The organism is Janthinobacterium sp. PSRC1-1, from assembly GCF_049897525.1.
Classification (GTDB): Bacteria; Pseudomonadota; Gammaproteobacteria; order Burkholderiales; family Burkholderiaceae_D; genus Janthinobacterium; species Janthinobacterium tructae.
Genome location: NZ_JAFCWK010000001.1, coordinates 349,930 through 367,568, shown reverse-complemented (window position 1 = coordinate 367,568; position 17,639 = coordinate 349,930). Strand labels below are relative to the sequence as shown.

Here is a 17,639-nt window from a genome sequence, read left to right as displayed (position 1 = left end):
ACAACAGGCAGGCAAGACGCACGCGGCGCTCCAGGACGGATGATCAATCCGGCAAGCTTACCACCGGCGCGCGCCAGACACCGCCGTGCACCACGCCCGCGCACGGGTTCAGGCCCAGCGCATACGCCAGGTCGGCCGGGCGCGCGATGCGCCACAGGGCGAAATCGGCGCGCTTGCCCACTACCAGGCTGCCCGTTTCATGCTGCAGGCCCAGCGCGCGCGCCGCATGGCAGGTAGCACCGGCCAGCGCTTCCTGCGGCGTCAGGCGCCACAAGGTGCACGCCATGTTCATCGCCAGCAGCAGGGACGTCATCGGCGAGGTGCCCGGGTTGCAATCGGTGGACACGGCCATCGGCACGCCGGCCGCGCGCAAAGCGATGACAGGAGGTTGCTGTACTTCGCGCAAAAAATAATACGCGCCCGGCAGCAGCACGGCCACCGTGCCATGCTGCGCCATGGCGGCGATGCCCTCTTCCGACAAGAACTCCAGATGGTCGGCCGACAGGCCGCCGTAACTGGCCACCAGCGCCGCGCCGCCCAGGTCGGACAGCTGCTCCGCATGCAGTTTCACGGGCAGGCCCAGCGCCGTCGCAGCGTCGAACACGCGCTGCGTTTGCGCCGTTGTAAAACCGATGCGCTCGCAAAACGCGTCGACGGCGTCGACCAGGCCTTCGCTGGCCAGCCGGGGCAGCATCTGCGCGCACAGCAGGTCGATATAGGCGTCGGGCTGTCCCGCATACTCGGGCGGCAGCGCGTGCGCGCCGAGGAAGGTGGTGCGCACGGTGACGGGCAGCTGTTCGCCTATCCTGCGCGCCACGCGCAGCATCTTCGCTTCGCTGTCCGCAGTCAGGCCATAGCCGGACTTGATCTCCAGGGTGGTCACGCCCTCGGCCAGCAGCGCCAGCACGCGGGGCAGGCTTTGCCGCAACAACTCGTCGTCGCTGGTCGCGCGCGTGGCGCGCACGGTGGACATGATGCCGCCGCCGGCGCGGCTGATGTCTTCATAGCTGGCGCCATTCAGGCGCGCCTCGAATTCGTCGCTGCGGTTGCCCGCTTGGACGATGTGCGTGTGGCAGTCGATCAGCCCGGGCGTCAGCCAGCAGCCCTGGCCATCGAGCAGCACGGCGCTGCTGGCCGGCAGCTCGTCGCCGGGACCGAACCAGGCGATGCGGCCATCCTTGACGGCGATGGCCGCGTCCAGCAGCTCGCCATAGCCGTGCTCCATGGTGGCCAGGTGGACGTTGTGGATGACCATATCCCAGTCTTGCATGGCTTTTCTCTCCTAGGTAAACAAGTCGACGCACAACACGGCCGTGCGCTGCAGCGCTTCGAGACGCCATTCCTGCGCATCGTCGGCGTCCAGCAGCAAGGCGTCGTAGCGGGCCAGCGCGAACTGCTGCTCGCCACCGCGCGCCAGCACGGCACCCTCGCCGGCGATGAACAGCAAGGTGGCCGCGCTGCGCCGCACCAGCCTGCCCGGCGCCGTGATTTTTTCCAGCTGATGGCGGCAGCGGTCGCGCCGCGTCATCACATTGAAATCCGTCGTGACGCCCTTGACCTGTGCAAGCACGGCCGCCTCGCCGGGAAACCACAGCATCGGTTGTGACGCGCTCAAGGTCACCTTGCGCGTGCCATCGAGCGTCAGTTGCACGCTGTCGCCATCGACCAGCATCAGGCTGCGGTCGATGCCGGGAAAGCTGGAAAACGGCCCGCTGGCCGTGATCGTCGCCAGGCTGATACGCCAGTCGAAGTCCATCAGGCCGGCGCCCGCTGGCGAAATGGCGATTTCCATCGTGCTGCCGCCGCCGTTTTTCCATGGCGCGGCACGCAGGCATTCCTGCGGGATGAAGGTCGCCATCAGAGCGCCCTCAGTTGCGCCAGGGTGCGCTTGTAGGAAGCCGCGATGGCGTCCTGCGCCACGTGGCGCCCGCCGCGCACCTGCCACTGGCCGCCGCACAGCACATCGCGCACCAGGTTATCGTTGCCGCAGAAAAGTACGCTGCCCAGCACATTCCCGATGGCCACGCCGCACAGGTTCACGTGACCGTCATCGAGCACCAGCAGGTCGGCGCGGCAGCCCGGCGCGAGGGCACCGAGCTTGCGCCCGGACGCCTGCGCACCGCCGCGCAAGGCGGCCTGCCACAGGTAGTCGCCCACGTGGCGGTCATCCGGCGTGGCGGCCACGTTGCGCTGCTGGCGCTGCAAGCGCTGGCCATATTCAAGCCAGCGCAATTCCTCCACAGGCGACTGCGACACATGGCTGTCGCTGCCGACGCCGAAACGCCCGCCGGCGGCGATGAATTCGGCCAGCGGAAACAGACCGTCTCCCAGGTTCGCCTCCGTTGTCGGGCACAGGCCCGCCACGGCGCCGCTGGCGGCCATCAGCGCCACCTCGCCGGGCTGCACATGCGTGGCATGCACGAGGCACCAGCGCGCATCGACGTCAACCTGGTCGTACAAATACTGCACCGGGCGCCGGCCGCTGTAATCGAGACTCTGGCGCACTTCGCCCTGCTGCTCGGCGATGTGAATGTGGATGGGGCGATCCGCAGGCAGCGCTTGCGCCACTTCCCGAATCTGTTCCACGCCGGCGGCGCGCAGCGAATGCGGCGCGAAGCCCACTTCCACCTGCCCGCCGCGCTGCGGCGCCAGCGCCTCGATGATGCGCAAGACATCATCCGCATCGGTGCGGAAGCGCGCCTGCTCGGGTTTGAGGGGTTGTGCGCCGAAGCCCGCATGGCTGTACAGCACGGGCAGCATGGTCAGGCCGATGCCGCTGACGCGCGCCGCGGCCAGCACCCGTTCCGCCGTGTCGGCGGGGCGCGCATACAGCGCGCCGGCCGCATCGCGCTGCAGATAATGGAATTCGCACACGGCCGTGTAGCCATGGCGCAGGCATTCGGCGAACAGCTGCGCGGCGATGGCCTCCATCTGCTCCGGCGTAATGTGGCGCGCGAAACGGTACATCAGCTCGCGCCAGGTCCAGAAACTGTCCGCTACATGATTGACCTCGTCGCCGGCGACTTCCGTCATGCCGCCCAGCGCCCGCTGGAACGCATGCGAATGCAGGTTGACCATGCCGGGCAAGACATATTCCACCACTTCCACGCCGGCAGGCGCTGCGGCATTATCCGTCACCGCCGTCAAATCACCGGCCGCATCCCATTCCAGCAGCACGTCGCGGCGCCAGCCCTGCGGCAGCAGCGCATGGCGCGCGAACAAGCAGCCGCTCAACGCGCCACCCACGCCACGGCCGCGTCCATCATCTGGCGCAGCAGCGGCTGCACCTGGGCCGCCAGGTCGGGACGGTAGCCAAACGGCATCGCCTCATCCATATACAGGCACTGGCACATCTCCAGCTGGATCGCATGCACGCGGCTGGCCGGCTGGCCGTAATGGCGCGTGATGTGGCCGCCCTTGAAGCGGCCGTTCAAGGCCACGGTAAATTGCTCCTGCGCGCGCGCGATATCGACCACGGCGGAGGTCAGGCCGCCGTCGCAGCTGGTGCCATCGGCCGTGCCGAAATTCAGGTCGGGCAGCTTGCCGTCAAAGAAGCGCGGCACGTGCGAGGCGATGGAATGGGCATCCCACAGCACCACGGCGCCATGCACGCGCAGCAGGCGGTCCAGTTCCGCGCGCAGCTGCGCATGATACGGCGCCCAGTAGCGCTGCAAGCGCCGCCGCACGTCGGCCGTATCGGGTTCGCGGCCGGCCAGGTACAGCGGTTCGCGGTGAAAGGTATCGTTGGGCAGCAAGCCCGTCGTATCCTGGCCCGGATACAGATTCGTGTCCTCCTGCGGGCGGTTCAAGTCGATCGTGTAGCGCGACCAGCGCGCCGACAGCACCGACGCATCCATCTCCTGCAAAAAACCGTACAGCTCGCGCAGATGCCAGTCCGTGTCGGCCTTGATCAAGGCCTGCGGCGTCATGCGCGCGGCGATATCGTCGGGTATGTCGGTGCCCACGTGGGGCATCGACACGAGCAGCGGGATGCTGCCTTCGTTGAAGCGGAAATCCATGCTTGTCTCCTTGCGCCCGCTTACGCGTACAGCGGGGCGAACAAATTCTTGCACGTGCTGCTCAATTCACCATGCAGCACCATCTGCTTGGCCGCCTCGATATCGGGCGCGAAGAAGCGGTCGGCGTCGAAGAACGGCACCTTCTGGCGCAGCTGGTGGTGGACATGTTCGAGGTGCGGCGAGGTTTTCAACGGGCGGTGGAAATCGATGCCCTGCGCGGCGGCCAGCAGCTCGATGCCGACGATGACGGCCGTGTTGTGCGCCATGTCGTCCAGGCGGCGCCCGGCGAACGTGGCCATGCTCACATGGTCTTCCTGGTTGGCGGACGTCGGCAGGCTGTCGACGCTGGCCGGATGTGCGAGCGACTTGTTTTCCGATGCCAGCGCGGCGGCCGTCACGTGGGCGATCATGAAGCCGGAATTGACGCCCGGGTCGCGCACCAGGAACGGTGGCAAGCCGGAAAGCGTGGCGTCGATCAGCAGCGCGATGCGGCGCTCGGCCAGCGCGCCGATTTCGGCGATCGCCAGCGCCAGCGTGTCGGCCGCAAAGGCGACCGGTTCCGCATGAAAATTGCCGCCCGAGACGATTTCCGCCTGGCCGTTCGGACCGTCCTGGAAGATCAGCGGATTGTCCGTGACGGCATTGGCTTCGATCAGCAGGGTGCGGCCGACGTTGCCGATCAAATCGAGGCAGGCGCCCATGACTTGCGGCTGGCAGCGCAGGCTGTACGGGTCTTGCACGCGCTCGTCGCCTTCCAGGTGCGAAGCGCGAATCGCGCTGTTGGCCACCAGCTGGCGGTACATCTGCGCCGCCAGGATTTGCCCCGGCTGTCCGCGCACGGCGTGCACGCGCGCGTCGAATGGCGCGTCGCTGCCCTTGGCCGCATCGAGCGACAGCGCGCCCGTGACCATGGCCGCTTCCAGCAGGCGCTCGGCCATGAACAGGCCATGCAGCGTCAGCGCGTTCGACACCTGCGTGCCGTTGATCAGCGCCAGGCCCTCTTTCGCCGCCAATACCACGGGGGCGATGCCCGCCTGCGCCAGCGCCTCGGGGGCCGGCATCAATTCGCCGTTGACGCGCACGTCGCCAACGCCCAGCATGGCCAGGGTCATGTGCGACAGCGGCGCCAGGTCGCCCGAGGCGCCGACGGAACCCTTGGCGGGGATGGCCGGCATGATGCCCGCGTTGTACAGGGCGATCAGGGTGTCGACGATCAGCGGGCGCACGCCGGAATAGCCGCGCGCCAGGCTGCCGATCTTCATCAGCATGATCAGGCGCACGACGGCGTCCGACAGCAGTTCTCCCGTGCCGACGGAATGCGACAGGATCAGATTGCGCTGCAATTGCTCCAGCTTTTCATCGGGAATGCGCGTCTTGGCCAGCAGGCCGAAGCCCGTGTTGATGCCGTAGGCCGCATCGCCCTTGGCGACGATGGCTTGCACGGCGGCGGCCGACGCCTCGATGACGGGATAGGCCTCGGCGGCGAGAATCAGTTTCGCGGGTGCGGCCCAGACGGCGCGCAGGTCGGCCAGGGTCATCGCGCCCGGTTTCAGGGTCCAACTTTTGGCATGCTGTGTCATAGTCATTCGCATCAAGGTCTCAAGGAAGCATGGGAAGAATCAGGCCGTTGCGCTTGGCGCAGGCGGCCGCTGTTTCGTAGCCGGCATCGGCATGGCGCATCACGCCCGAACCGCTGTCGTTGACCAGCACCCTGGCCAGGCGTTTCGCCGCGCTGTCCGTGCCGTCGGCCACGATGACCATGCCCGCATGCTGAGAATACCCCATTCCCACGCCGCCGCCATGGTGCAGCGAGACCCAGGTGGCGCCACCGGCCGTGTTCAGCATGGCGTTCAGCAGCGGCCAGTCGGAAACGGCGTCGGTGCCGTCCTTCATGCTTTCCGTCTCGCGGTTCGGGCTGGCGACGGACCCCGTGTCGAGGTGGTCGCGGCCGATGACGATGGGCGCCTTCAGTTCACCCGTGCGCACCATCTCGTTGAAGGCCAGGCCGGCGATGTGGCGCTCGCCCAGTCCCAGCCAGCAGATGCGTGCCGGCAGGCCCTGGAAGGCGATGCGCTCGCGCGCCATGTCCAGCCAGTGGTGCACCTGCGTATGATGCGGGAACAGTTCCTTGATCTTCGCATCCGTTTTATAGATGTCTTCCGGGTCGCCCGACAGGGCCACCCAGCGGAACGGCCCCCGTCCTTCGCAAAATTGCGGGCGGATGTAGGCGGGCACGAAACCGGGGAAGTCGAAGGCATTTTGCACGCCCTGGTCGAACGCCACCTGGCGGATGTTGTTGCCGTAATCGACAGTGTGCACGCCCATGGCGTGGAAATCGAGCATGGCTTGCACGTGGGCGGCGCAGGAATCGGCGGCGGCCACCGTCAGGCGCGCATGGCGCTGCGGGTCTTGCTGCGCCGCCTTCCAGTCCGACACGCTCCAGCCGCGCGGCAGATAGCCGTTGACCAGGTCGTGCGCGGAGGTCTGGTCCGTCACCAGGTCGGGCAGCAGGCCGCCCGCCTTGGCGCGGCGCACCAGTTCCGGCAGCACTTCGGCCGCGTTACCCAGGAGGCCGATGGAAATGGCTTCCTTGCGTTCGGTATGGTATTTGACCAGTTCCAAAGCTTCGTCCAGGCTGGCCGCCTGCTTGTCGAGGTAGCGCGTGCGCAGGCGGAAGTCGATGCTGCTTTGCTGGCATTCGATATTGAGCGACACGGCGCCCGCCATGGTGGCGGCCAGCGGCTGCGCGCCGCCCATGCCGCCCAGGCCCGCCGTCAAAATCCAGCGCCCGCCCCAGTCGCCACCGAAATGCTGGCGGCCCGCCTCGGCGAAGGTTTCATACGTGCCCTGCACGATGCCCTGCGTGCCGATATAAATCCAGCTGCCGGCCGTCATCTGGCCGTACATGAACAGGCCCTGGCGATCGAGTTCGTTGAAGTGTTCCCAGTTCGCCCATTTCGGCACCAGGTTGGAATTGGCGATCAATACGCGCGGCGCGTCCGCGTGGGTCTGGAACACGCCCACCGGCTTGCCGGACTGGATCAGCAAGGTCTGGTCGTCTTCCAGCTCGCGCAAGGAGGCGAGGATCTGGTCGAAGCAGGCCCAGTTGCGGGCGGCGCGGCCGATGCCGCCGTAGACGACCAAATGCTGCGGATTTTCCGCCACTTCCGGGTCCAGATTATTTTGCAACATGCGGTAGGCCGCCTCGGCCTGCCAACTCTTGCAAGCCATGACCGTGCCGCGCGGCGCGCGGATGGTACGGCTGGCATCAAAGCGTGGATCGGTGTCCATTGTGCTGTTCATGCTGTCTCCTCGTAGGGTGCGAGCGGGCGTATCTGGCCCGATACCTGGCCCGCTCTGGTACTCCCAGCATAGGTTGTCTATACAACCAAGTCAACAGGTTTTCTTTGGGGTCAGACCCGGCGGGTCTGACCCCAGCCTTTATTTTTTCTCGAATACGCGCTGGCCCGCCACCCACGTCTGCAGCACCTGCGTCTTGCCAATCGCCGTCGGCGCCACCTTGAACAGGTCCTGGTCGACGACGATGAAGTCCGCCCATTTGCCCGCTTCCAGGGTGCCGATGACCTTTTCCTGGTGCGCCGCCCAAGCCGCGTCGAGGGTGAAGCAGCGCAGCGCTTCGGTGACCGTCATGGCTTGCTGCGGATACCAGCCGCCGGCCGGGAAGCCGTCGCTGTTTTGCCGCGTGACGGCCGCGTGGATGCCTTCGAACGGGTTCGGCGATTCGATGGGGAAGTCGGAACCGCAGGCGATGCGCGAACCTTGCGCAAGGAAGGTGCGCCACGCATACGCGCCCTTGATGCGCTCGTGGCCCACGCGCTGCTCCGCCATGTTCTGGTCGGACGTGGCGTGCGTGGGCTGCATCGACGGCACGATGCCCAAGGTCTTGAAACGGGGGATGTCGGATAATTGCACCACCTGCGCGTGCTCCATGCGGTGGCGCAGGCCCGCGCCGCGATACTGCGCGATCAAGGCTGCATAGCCGTCGAGGATCTGATGGTTGCCCGCGTCGCCGATGGCGTGCACATTCACCTGGTAGCCGGCGCGCATGGCTTTTGCCATCTTCGCGCGCATGGCGTCATCTTTGAAGAACAGCAGGCCGCGGGTGGAAGGATCGTCGCTGTACGGCGCCAGCAGGGCCGCGCCGCGACTGCCCAGGGCGCCGTCGGACAGCAATTTCACGGCCCGCAAGGCGTACATGTCGCGCGCATAGCTAGTTAAAGGGCCGTTTTTTGACAGCGCGTCGAAGTCGTCCGTGGTGTCGGCAATCATGCCGTACACGCGCACCGTCAGCTTGCCGTGATCCGCGTAATCGCGGAACAGGCGGTCCTGCATCTGGCCGATGCCCGCATCGTGCACGCTGGTCAGCCCCGCCTGCGACAGCTGCGACAGCGCGCCATCGAGGGCGGCGCGGTTTTCCACGTCGCCCGGCTTGGGCAGCACGGCGTCCATCAAGTCCATGGCATTGTCGACCAGCACGCCGGTGGCATTGCCGTCCGCATCGCGGACGATCTTGCCGCTGGCCGGATCTGGCGTGGCGCGCGTGATGCCCGCCAGCGCCAGCGCGCGGCTGTTGGCCCAGCCCGCGTGACCATCGACCCGGCGCAGCCACACGGGCCGCGCGCTTTCCGCCGCATCGAGTTCCGCCGCCGTGGGAAAGCGGCCCAGTTTCCAGATTTCCTGGTTCCAGCCATTGCCGACGATCCAGCTGCGCTCGGGATGCGCACGCGCGAAGTCGCCCACGGCCTGCACGGCGGCCGGCAGCGACGACGAACCGTACAGCATCACGCCGCTGGCGATCGTCCCCAGGCCGAACACGTGGCCATGCGCGTCGATCAGGCCAGGCAGCACGGTCTTGCCCTGCACGTCGACGTGCGTGGCGCCCTCGGCCGCCTTGCGCTTCACCTGCGCGGCGCTGCCGACGGCGAGCAGCTTGCCCGCGTCGTCAAAGGCCAGCGCCGTGAAGCGCACCACCTTGCCGGCAGCATTGAGCGTGTAGCCGTTGGCATTGTCGATGACGGTATCGGCATGCGCGTGGGCGAAAGTGCCCAGGCAGGCGAGAACGAGCAGGGTGCGGGGCAAGTGCAGGGTCGGCATTTCCATCTCCAGGTCTTTTAGTCGTTGGCAAAAAGACGAGTGTATAGAAATTGGCAAAATGGTCAATCAGGCAGCGGAAGGTGGTCGTACCATCAGCCAGTAGTCGCTGCCCGTCACGGCTTCCGCGTAGCGTCCCGCCGCCACGAAGCCCAGGCGGGCATAAAACGGCAGGCTGCGCTCGTTGTACGTCTCCAGGAAGCATGCGGCACGCGCCGCATCGACGGCCGCCAGTCCCGGCGCCAGCACGGACGCGCCCAGCCCCTGCCCTTGCGCGGCGGGAGCGATGCCGGCGATCGACAAATACCACGCGTCTTGCAGACCATGCGGCGCCAGTGCGTGCTCCATGTTCGCGACGATGGCCGTGAAATGCGCAAAGCCGCGCTCCCCCAGCAGCGTGCGCAAGGCAGCTTCGCGCTGCGCATACGCGGCCTGGCGCAGGGCCGCCGGCGTATCCGTCGTCCAGATGGCGGCGCCATGGCCCGCCGCATCGGCCAGGTCGACGCGGCCCGCCTGCTCGCCCTCGGCCAGCGCCAGCGCGAAGTACGCCTCCAGCATGGCCAGCCGCGCCGCTTCCTCCTCGCCGCACGCCACCGTGACGGTGCGGTAGAACGGATCGCCGGCCAGGGCGGCGGCCAGGCTGCGGGCGGTGCGGGAGGCTTCGGTGTGGGATGGGCTGGACATGGTTCTCTTTCTGTTCATTGTATCTTTTCATTGCGACGCCCGGCATCTTAGCGCAAGCGCGCAGGCCTTGCGCCCAGTCAATACCTCCCCGCCGCTGCTGGCCTACGCTGGCGTTTTATCGCGGAGTCCCCATGGCCAGGCACCATGTCATCAGCACCACCGCGTGCGACGTGTTCTTCAAGCTCGTGGCGCACCAGAAGAGCAGCCTGGGCGCGCACTTCGACAGCATGATCGTCACCTTCAGCGCCGACGGCCAGCCGGTACGTGGTGCGGCCCTGCGCGATGCAAAAAGTGGCTGCGAACTGCACCGCCTGGCCGGCCAGCCCGACGAATGCTGGTGCTGCGGCTACGACGAGCAGCTGGAATTCGTCTCGCAAAACAAGATGCCGCTGGCGCACGCCGACTATCGCATCACCTTGAGCAATGGCGAAACGTGGACGGGGACGACGGATGCCAGGGGACGCACGGGGCGCGTCGCCAGCAAGCAGGAAGCGCAAATCACGACGGTGGAATTTTTCCCGCAAGAAGATAGTCTTCCTTGCTGCTCCGCCGCACCTGCTCCATTGGCGCCGACGGCGATCATACTGGAACTACAAGACGTAAAAACGACGGACAAGGATATCGATACATCAGTAAAACAGGTAAAAATCGATAGCATGGCTCGCCCACTCACCCAGGGTGAAATAGACATGGCATGGATGATTTTCGAGGATGCCGTCGACTATAGCAAAGTCAAAATTCACAAGAGGCCTTATCTATGGCTGTTCCAACCAAAAAACACTGCCATGACACCCAATGGGGAAATGTACTTTCATGAGTCGAGATTTCTGGACGATTTTTCCAGTGCAGATAACACCGAGCGTCATTGGTTCATTCATGAAATGGTCCATGTCTGGCAGTATCAATTGGGCTATCCGGTTGCATTGCGTGGGGCTATCCGTTTCGGATTGAGTTACACGTGTTCTTTAAAGCGAGGAAAAAAACTATCTGACTTCAACATGGAGGCGCAGGGCAACTTACTGGCAGATTATTTCGGACTAAAGTATTTGAAAACACCAAAAGCCATGAATCAAAAAGAATACCGAAACTCCCTGACTCTCTACGAAGAGGTGATCAATGAATTTATTAAAAATAGAAAAAGCAAGACCAATCTTCCTGGAAATGACATTGATCATGAGCCTCTGTTTGACATACCGTGATGCGTACCCGATGTCCCGCATGGCCGAAGCCGAGATTAGCTCATTCAAAGGCATACCATGCTTTACCATTTCAAAAAAAGAAGAACGCCGCAATGGAACGCCAATGCTGGGCGCACTCATGGTTTACGATATCTCCATAAAGCCGCCTGTCGAAGTCTGGTCCTTCATTCTCCCTGGAGCGACGACCCTCCCCATGCATGCAAAAACCTGCTATTTGTATGGCCAAGTACCGGCAGGAGCCGAATCGACTGCCGTGACGATGCTGAAAACAGACAGGATGTACAGCGTCTTTTTGAATGGCAGGCCGGATGACCCATCTGACTCGACCTACGGCTACAAAGGGAAATTCTGTCTCATCACGACAGCCAACAGCGGCCAACAGGTCATTCCCATCAAGCGCGATATGCGGGCCTGGATCGATGAAGTTTGTCCAGCAAACATCCAAGCACAAAAGGGCCAATAATGCCCGTCTGCCACAAGAGCCTATCGGTACTCGCCTTGCTGACCTGCATGAGTGCCTCGGCCACCTCCCGCATGGCATACGCGGAAGTACAGCTAAAAAATGGCACTCCCTGTTTCACCATTTCGCAAAAAGAAGAAGCGCGCAACGGGGTTCCGCAGATTAGTGCGATCGTACTGACAGATGTATCCGTCAAGCCAGCAGTCAAAGTATGGTCTTTTCTTTTACCGGGCGCAGCCACTATTCCTGTGCATGCCAGGTCCTGCCTTCTGTATGGAGTTGCACCAGCAACAGCAGAGGTCAAGCCACCCAAAGCCCCGCCGCTGAAAACAGGACGCATGTATGACGTCTTCCTGAACGGTAGGCCAGCCGATCCATCGGACCCTACTCGCGGTTACGTGGGCAAGTTTTGCTTATTCACCGACATCTCCGGGGAGCGCAAGATTCTTCGCATCGACAGCGATAGCCAAGCCTGGATAGATGAAATCTGTCCCGTTCAGAAATAGGAAAAACATGATGTCCTTGCTGCAGAATGCCCTGTTCATACTGCTCATGTCCCTCGGCCTGCATGCCCGTGCAACATCACGCATCGCCGATGCTGAAATCAGTTCAGTGAATGGCACGCCCTGCTTCACAATCTCACAAAAGGAAGAAAAGCGTAACGGCCAGCCACTCCTGGGAGCACTCAGCATTTCAGACCTGTCAGAAAAGCCCGCCGTTGGTGTGTGGAGTTTTTATATGACTGGTGGAAAAAAAGTACCGCTCTCGTCAAAAAGCTGCCTTCGGTATGCTGATCTTCCTCAGGGAGCGAACGGCATGCCCGCCCCTGCACTGCAAACAGGGCGGGTCTACAGCATTTTCCTCAATGGAAGACCAAATGATCCTGCAGACCCCACTTATGGCTACATGGGAAAATTTTGCATAGTAGCCACGGCCACTGGTGAACGACAAATCATCGCCATTGGCAGCGACACGCCAGCGTGGAAACAGGATAGTTGCCCGGAACATTCGCTCATCAGATAGTGCGAGGTTCGCCATGCCATATCGTCACACACTGTTATTCCTGCTTGCCACGCTGACGACTATCGATGCCTCGGCGTGGTCGCGCATGGGCCGCGCCGCCGTCATGACTGAGGCAGGCCTTCCCTGCTTCCAGATTGCCACTGAAGAGGAGCGCTCAAGGGGGCCTGTCAGCCTGAAGATGCTGACGATCAGCACACCTGGACCGAATGGCTGGAAAGACGTATGGACGGTCACGTTTCCCAATGCCTCGTTTGGCGACCCCAGCTATCGGCTGCCAAGCAGGGGATGCGTGCGCTACGGCAAGGCTCCCGAAGGGGCCGAGAGCAGCGATGCCGCGCCGTTGATTGCGGGAAAAGTGTATGGCGTATCCTTCCTGGGAAGGCCGCCATCCGCGTCCGATCCGACTTCGCGCTACTCGGCAGATTTTTGCCTGCTCATGGCGCCTTCCGGCGGATTTCACGTCGTTCAACTGACAAACGGCAAGAATACCTGTGCTCCCGAAGAACAGTCGCGATAAGGCATGCAGCATCAGGTAATTGGCCAAAACACTCAAGGCTTGGGTGGTACCACTTCACTCGATTCCTCCCCCCGCTTCGCCGGCGCCCTGAACCATTCACCGGGCGGCACCACGTGCGACTCTTTCGGGTCATCGATGTAATGCGGCGAGGTGATCTGCACGTCGAATTCGTTGAAGACGTCGATGATGTTCTGGTGCAAGCGGTTCAGCACTTCGGCGCGCTGGCGGGGGACTTCGGCGCTAGCGTAGGCGACCAGGCGGTATTGCACATAATAATCCTGCAGCGCCAGTTGCATCACGTACGGTTTCGGCGTGCTCGACAGTTCCGGCGTGCGCGACGCGGCCAGTTCCAGCATGGCGTGCACCTGCCGCCATGGCGTGGCGTAGCCGATGGTGACGGTGGAGTCGAGTACGAAGCCGCCACCGGGCTGGGCGCGCGAATAGTTTTTCGTCGTTTGCGACATGACCCACGCGTTCGGCAAGGCCACTTCCTCGCCCAGGCCCGTGCGCAGGCGCGTCTCGAACATGCCCAACTCGACCACCGTGCCTTCGCTGTCGCCCACGCGCACATATTCGCCCTTGCGCAGGGCGCGCGTGTACATCAGGATCAGGCCGCTGGCGCCCTGGCCGACGATGCTCGACGCGCCGATCGACACCATCAGGCCCACCAGCACGGACAAGCCCTGGAAGGCGGCCGTGTGCGAGCCGGGCAGATACGGATACGCCATGGCCAGCGCGAACAGCCAGATCACCACGCTGGCGATGCGGCGCGTGGGCAGGGCCGTGTCCTTGTCGAGCCAGCCGATCTGCAATTCGCCGCTTTCCACGCGCTTGAACAGCGAGGCGGCGGTGGCGGCGATCAGGCGCGCGATGGCGAAGATGACGCACACCAGCACCAGCCCCGGCAAGGCGCCGATGATGGCGTGCAAGACGTCGGCAGCCACGTCGAACAGATAGCCGCTCAGGCTTTCTCCCCACGAGCGCGTGTACGGCAAACGGCCCAGCACGAAGGCGGCCCACAGATAGGTGGCCATCAGGCGCAAGCCCCACAGCACGGCGCTGAGCAGTTGATACGCGAAGGCGATGTAGTGCTCGGCATCGAGCACGCGCACGTTTTTCAGGCGTACGTCGCGCAGGCGCGAGGCCAGCAGGATGCCGCTGCGGCGCTTGGCCCAGCGGTACAGGCGCGTCAAGCCCATCCACACGAGCCAGAACACGAGGGTGGCGGCCGCGCACACGGCGGCGGCGATGGCCAGGTAGCGCCAGCTGCTCTGCTCACGGTAATCCAGCACGGCCTTGCGCAATTCCTCGGCTGCCGTTTTCGCCACGCTTTCCGTCGTGTCGCCGGCCAGCTGGTTGACGTCGCCGGGCACGACGACGAATAGCTGCACGCCATCGAGCAGCACTTGCGTGCCTTCGGGAATCATGCGCGTGCTCGCCTGCAAGGGACCGTTTTTCGCCAGCACGCCTTCCAGGCGGCGCTGCGCGCCGATGGCGCGTTCATCGGGCGGATAGCCGGCCAGCGCGGCGCGGAAGACGAAGACCTTGCGGTTGGCAAACATCAGCGGCGCAGTCCTGACGGCGGCGGCCTGTGACGGCGCGATGGCGGTCGCGGCCCCCGCAACGAACGCGGGCACGCCATCGTCCGCATGGGCTGCGGGCAACAGAAACATGGTCAACAGGCACAACAGGCGGAGCAGCGCGGACATGGCAGAAAGGAAAGAGTGGCAAGAATAGCCATCATGCCATGTAATCTCGGAAACTCAAGCGCCGCAGCTACAGTTCAGCTCGCATCATGGAAAATGATGCCCAGGGTGTGGCGCAAGCCCGAGCGCAGGCGCGACACGCCGTGGCGCATGTTGACGCGGTAACTGCCGCGCGTGCCATGCACGGGCCGCTGCGCCACGGGAAAGAGCACGGCGTCGCCCTGCGCCAGCGGCACGACCTCGGCGCGCGACTGCAGGCGCGGGCGCTGCTCCGTCAGCACGAACTCGCCGCCCGTGAAATCGTCTTGCGGGCGCGACAGCAGCACGGCCAGTTGCAGCGGAAACACGTGCTCGCCATACAAGTCCTGGTGCAGACAGTTGTAATCGCCTGCGCGGTAGCGCAAGAGCAAGGGCGTGGGCCGCGTTTGCCCGGCCGCGTGGCAGCGCGCCAGGAAATCGGCGTGACTGGGCGGAAAGCGCGTCTCCAGGCCCATGCTGGCATGCCAGCGGTTGGCGATGGCCGCCAGCGGCCCGTACAACTGGTCGCGCAAGGTGGCCACGAGATCCGGCAAGGGATAGGCGAAATACTGGTACTCGCCCTGGCCAAAGCCGTGGCGCTGCATCACGACCTTGCTGCGAAAGCGCGACGCCTCGTCGTACTGCACCGCCAGCGTGGCGCAGGCATCCGCATCGAGCAAGCCTGGCACGACGGCATAACCGTATTGATTCAGCGCATCCTCGATCTGGCGCCAGTCCAGCGCCCTCACCGTTCGCCCTCGCGTTCCAGCAGCGCCTGCTTGCGCTCCACGCCCCAGCGGTAGCCGGACAGCGCGCCATCGTTGCGCACCACGCGGTGGCAGGGGATGGCGACGGCCAGGGCATTCGCGGCGCAGGCGCCCGCCACGGCACGCGCGCCTTGCGGGGAGCCGATGCGCCGCGCCAGCTCGGCATAGCTGACGGTGCTGCCGGCGGGAATGTCGCGCAAGGCTTGCCACACGCGCTGCTGGAACACCGTGCCGCGCACGTCGAGCGGCAAGTCCAGTCCCAGGCCCGGCGCCTCGACCAGGCCGACCACCTGCGCCACCGTCTGTTCATAGTCCGCTTCCGCGCCGCGCAGCTCGGCTTGCGGAAAACGGTCCTGCAAGTCGCGCAGCAGCACTTCCGGGTCGTCATCGATCAAGATCGCGCAAATGCCCTTGTCCGTGCTGGCCACGAGGATGGCGCCCAGCGAACAGGCGCCGATGGCGAAGCGGATCACGGCGCCGCTGCCGCCGGCGCGAAACGCGCCCGGCGTCATGCCCAGCAAGCCCGGCGTGGCCGCATACAGGCGGCCGCTGGAATTGAAGCCGGCCGCGTACAACGTTTCCGTGACGTTCGCTGCACCCTGCAAACCGGCCTTCAGGCGCTCGCCGCGCCGCGCCGCCGCGTACGCTTTCGGCGTGATGCCCGTGTGCGCCTTGAAGACGCGGTGAAAGTGAAAGCGGCTCATGCCGGCCGCCATGGCAAGGCTGTCCAGGTCAGGCAGCTCGTCGCTGGCGTCGATCAAACGGCAGATGTCGGCCACGATGGCAGCCTGGCGCTGGGCCAGCGGCGGCAAGTTCGGTTTGCAGCGCAGGCAGGGGCGAAAGCCGGCCGCCTCCGCCTGCTCGCAGCTGGCGTGGAACGCCACGTTGCGGCGCAAGGCGGGACGCGCGGCGCAGGAAGGACGGCAATACACGCCCGTCGTGCGCACCGAATAGTAAAAGACGCCGTCGGCGTCGGGCGCGCGCCGCTGCAGGGCATCCCAGCGTTCATCGTCAGTCAGGTAAGCGTGTTCCATGGCGAACTCCGTGCAAGTCAATGGTCAGTCCGCAGCATAGCCAGTACCCGCGCGCGCCACACTCCGGCGCTTGCTTTTGAATTCAAAAAAAGGCTGGCGGCAGGCAGCGTGCTCGGTGCTAAAATCGGCCATCGCGCCTCCAGCCGGCGGCGCGCCCTGCCCGCGCCCCGGAGAAACCGCATTGGACGATCATACTACCCAGGAAAATACGCCCATTTTCCAGCGCATCAAGGATTTTCTGCTGGCCGGCATCGCCGCCGGACGCTGGAAGGAAGGCGACGTGATTCCCTCCGAACAAGCCCTGGTCAAACAATTCGGCGTCTCGCGCATGACGGTCAACCGCGCCGTGCGCGAACTGACCAGCGAACAAATACTGACGCGGCGCCAGGGTTCCGGCACCTATGTGGCGCAGCAAAAATACCAGGCAACCTTGTTGGAAATCAAAAGTATCGCCGATGAAGTGCGCGCGCGCGGGCATATCCACCGCAGCAGCTTGCAATTGCTGGAACGCACCAAGGCCTCGGATTTGCTGGCCAAGCAATTCGGCCTGCCGCCGGAACACCCGCTGTTTCATTCGCTGATCGTGCATTTTGAAAACGGCGTGCCGATCCAGGTGGAAGACCGCTGGGTCAATCCCGAGTGCGCGCCCGACTACATGACGCAGGACTTTTCCAGCATCACGCCGAACGAATACCTGATGGCCGCCGCGCCCCTGCAAGGCGCCACCTACAGCATCGAGGCACTGTCGGCGCCGCGCGACATCGCCGAAATGCTGGCCATCGACACCAAACAGCCATGCCTGGTGCTGCGCCGCCAGACGCGCTCGGGCGGCAAGATCGCCTCGATCGCCACCATGTGGCATCCCGGACACCGCTATCAGTTCGCAGGAAGTTTCACTTAAGGCTATCGCCGCGATTGAGTAGCACGATTTCGCGCCAGCTTTCTCACGAATTCTCACCAAATCGCAAAAAAAACAGCCATTTCGGGGTGAAAAAAATCCCGTTTTGGCCGTTTCTGAACTTAACTACTGCGAGTAAATATTCGATGCTATAGTTGCCGCCAGAAAGCGCCGCAGGCGTTTATTTGAGCGCGCATCATGC

General features: G+C 64.2%; 17 protein-coding genes. 6 read left to right on the top strand and 11 right to left on the bottom strand.

The genetic code is table 11. The annotated features are described in order from the left end of the window. Positions 1-43 precede the first annotated feature (43 nt). The 8 genes from hutI to ACP7DW_RS01635 form a co-directional block, all read right to left on the bottom strand. A complete protein-coding gene (gene hutI / locus ACP7DW_RS01670; protein WP_426053666.1) occupies positions 44-1,270 on the bottom strand; it encodes an imidazolonepropionase in 1,227 nt (408 codons plus the stop codon). Positions 1,271-1,282: 12 nt separating this feature from the next. Beyond that, entirely contained in the window at positions 1,283-1,858 is a 576-nt protein-coding gene (locus ACP7DW_RS01665; protein ID WP_426053667.1) for a HutD/Ves family protein, read from the bottom strand. Beyond that, positions 1,858-3,234 carry a formimidoylglutamate deiminase gene (locus ACP7DW_RS01660; RefSeq protein ID WP_426053668.1) on the bottom strand — a complete coding sequence of 459 codons (1,377 nt, stop codon included), beginning with the start codon at positions 3,232-3,234 and terminating at the stop codon, positions 1,858-1,860. Before ACP7DW_RS01660 ends, ACP7DW_RS01665 begins: the two co-directional genes overlap by 1 nt. Then, complete coding sequence (gene hutG / locus ACP7DW_RS01655; RefSeq protein WP_426053669.1) at positions 3,231-4,019, bottom strand: N-formylglutamate deformylase; 789 nt, start codon at positions 4,017-4,019, stop codon at positions 3,231-3,233. The genes ACP7DW_RS01660 and hutG overlap by 4 nt, the downstream gene beginning before the upstream one ends. Before the next feature lie 20 nt (positions 4,020-4,039). Beyond that, positions 4,040-5,599 (bottom strand): histidine ammonia-lyase, encoded by a 1,560-nt coding sequence (gene hutH, locus ACP7DW_RS01650; protein WP_426053670.1) that lies wholly within the window; start codon positions 5,597-5,599, stop codon positions 4,040-4,042. A 19-nt stretch (positions 5,600-5,618) separates the two neighbouring features. Beyond that, complete coding sequence (gene hutU / locus ACP7DW_RS01645; protein WP_426053671.1) at positions 5,619-7,322, bottom strand: urocanate hydratase; 1,704 nt, start codon at positions 7,320-7,322, stop codon at positions 5,619-5,621. A 138-nt stretch (positions 7,323-7,460) separates the two neighbouring features. After that, complete coding sequence (locus ACP7DW_RS01640; protein ID WP_426053672.1) at positions 7,461-9,134, bottom strand: amidohydrolase; 1,674 nt, start codon at positions 9,132-9,134, stop codon at positions 7,461-7,463. 66 nt (positions 9,135-9,200) lie between these two features. Then, positions 9,201-9,815 carry a GNAT family N-acetyltransferase gene (locus tag ACP7DW_RS01635; protein ID WP_426053673.1) on the bottom strand — a complete coding sequence of 205 codons (615 nt, stop codon included), beginning with the start codon at positions 9,813-9,815 and terminating at the stop codon, positions 9,201-9,203. A 131-nt stretch (positions 9,816-9,946) separates the two neighbouring features. Here ACP7DW_RS01635 and ACP7DW_RS01630 point away from each other — a divergent pair, with 131 nt between their 5' ends. From ACP7DW_RS01630 to ACP7DW_RS01610, 5 genes are read left to right on the top strand one after another with little or no spacing between them, the layout of a single operon-like run. After that, a complete protein-coding gene (locus tag ACP7DW_RS01630; protein WP_426053674.1) occupies positions 9,947-11,014 on the top strand; it encodes a hypothetical protein in 1,068 nt (355 codons plus the stop codon). Continuing rightward, positions 10,932-11,477 carry a hypothetical protein gene (locus tag ACP7DW_RS01625; RefSeq protein WP_426085144.1) on the top strand — a complete coding sequence of 182 codons (546 nt, stop codon included), beginning with the start codon at positions 10,932-10,934 and terminating at the stop codon, positions 11,475-11,477. Before ACP7DW_RS01630 ends, ACP7DW_RS01625 begins: the two co-directional genes overlap by 83 nt. 47 nt (positions 11,478-11,524) lie before the next feature. Continuing rightward, positions 11,525-11,980 carry a hypothetical protein gene (locus ACP7DW_RS01620; RefSeq protein ID WP_426085143.1) on the top strand — a complete coding sequence of 152 codons (456 nt, stop codon included), beginning with the start codon at positions 11,525-11,527 and terminating at the stop codon, positions 11,978-11,980. A gap of 7 nt (positions 11,981-11,987) precedes the next feature. Then, positions 11,988-12,497: a hypothetical protein gene (locus ACP7DW_RS01615; RefSeq protein ID WP_426053677.1), complete on the top strand. Its 510-nt coding sequence runs from the start codon at positions 11,988-11,990 to the stop codon at positions 12,495-12,497. A 13-nt stretch (positions 12,498-12,510) separates the two neighbouring features. Then, positions 12,511-13,014, top strand: coding sequence for a hypothetical protein (locus ACP7DW_RS01610; RefSeq protein WP_426053678.1), 504 nt, complete (start codon positions 12,511-12,513; stop codon positions 13,012-13,014). 32 nt (positions 13,015-13,046) lie between these two features. On the opposite strand, the gene ACP7DW_RS01605 is transcribed toward ACP7DW_RS01610, so the two are convergent. The 3 genes from ACP7DW_RS01605 to ada form a co-directional block, all read right to left on the bottom strand. Next, complete coding sequence (locus tag ACP7DW_RS01605; protein ID WP_426053679.1) at positions 13,047-14,723, bottom strand: mechanosensitive ion channel family protein; 1,677 nt, start codon at positions 14,721-14,723, stop codon at positions 13,047-13,049. 74 nt (positions 14,724-14,797) lie between these two features. Continuing rightward, positions 14,798-15,487 carry a 2OG-Fe(II) oxygenase gene (locus ACP7DW_RS01600; RefSeq protein WP_426053680.1) on the bottom strand — a complete coding sequence of 230 codons (690 nt, stop codon included), beginning with the start codon at positions 15,485-15,487 and terminating at the stop codon, positions 14,798-14,800. Continuing rightward, positions 15,484-16,539, bottom strand: coding sequence for a bifunctional DNA-binding transcriptional regulator/O6-methylguanine-DNA methyltransferase Ada (gene ada / locus ACP7DW_RS01595; RefSeq protein ID WP_426053681.1), 1,056 nt, complete (start codon positions 16,537-16,539; stop codon positions 15,484-15,486). The genes ACP7DW_RS01600 and ada overlap by 4 nt, the downstream gene beginning before the upstream one ends. A 181-nt stretch (positions 16,540-16,720) precedes the next feature. Between ada and hutC the strand changes: the two genes are divergently transcribed. Beyond that, positions 16,721-17,440 (top strand): histidine utilization repressor, encoded by a 720-nt coding sequence (gene hutC / locus ACP7DW_RS01590; protein WP_219132631.1) that lies wholly within the window; start codon positions 16,721-16,723, stop codon positions 17,438-17,440. The last annotated feature ends 199 nt before the right edge of the window (positions 17,441-17,639 follow it).

Bases quoted from the DNA above. Each gene is read 5' to 3' on its own strand.
- hutG (WP_426053669.1), bottom strand. From the start codon at position 4,019: ATGGATTTCCGCTTCAACGAAGGCAGCATCCCGCTGCTCGTGTCGATG.
- hutU (WP_426053671.1), bottom strand. From the start codon at position 7,322: ATGAACAGCACAATGGACACCGATCCACGCTTTGATGCCAGCCGTACC.
- hutH (WP_426053670.1), bottom strand. From the start codon at position 5,599: ATGACACAGCATGCCAAAAGTTGGACCCTGAAACCGGGCGCGATGACC.
- ACP7DW_RS01615 (WP_426053677.1), top strand. From the start codon at position 11,988: ATGATGTCCTTGCTGCAGAATGCCCTGTTCATACTGCTCATGTCCCTC.
- ACP7DW_RS01630 (WP_426053674.1), top strand. From the start codon at position 9,947: ATGGCCAGGCACCATGTCATCAGCACCACCGCGTGCGACGTGTTCTTC.
- ACP7DW_RS01640 (WP_426053672.1), bottom strand. From the start codon at position 9,134: ATGCCGACCCTGCACTTGCCCCGCACCCTGCTCGTTCTCGCCTGCCTG.
- ACP7DW_RS01635 (WP_426053673.1), bottom strand. From the start codon at position 9,815: ATGTCCAGCCCATCCCACACCGAAGCCTCCCGCACCGCCCGCAGCCTG.
- ACP7DW_RS01610 (WP_426053678.1), top strand. From the start codon at position 12,511: ATGCCATATCGTCACACACTGTTATTCCTGCTTGCCACGCTGACGACT.
- ACP7DW_RS01625 (WP_426085144.1), top strand. From the start codon at position 10,932: ATGAATTTATTAAAAATAGAAAAAGCAAGACCAATCTTCCTGGAAATG.
- hutI (WP_426053666.1), bottom strand. From the start codon at position 1,270: ATGCAAGACTGGGATATGGTCATCCACAACGTCCACCTGGCCACCATG.
- ACP7DW_RS01620 (WP_426085143.1), top strand. From the start codon at position 11,525: ATGAGTGCCTCGGCCACCTCCCGCATGGCATACGCGGAAGTACAGCTA.
- ada (WP_426053681.1), bottom strand. From the start codon at position 16,539: ATGGAACACGCTTACCTGACTGACGATGAACGCTGGGATGCCCTGCAG.
- ACP7DW_RS01665 (WP_426053667.1), bottom strand. From the start codon at position 1,858: ATGGCGACCTTCATCCCGCAGGAATGCCTGCGTGCCGCGCCATGGAAA.
- ACP7DW_RS01605 (WP_426053679.1), bottom strand. From the start codon at position 14,723: ATGTCCGCGCTGCTCCGCCTGTTGTGCCTGTTGACCATGTTTCTGTTG.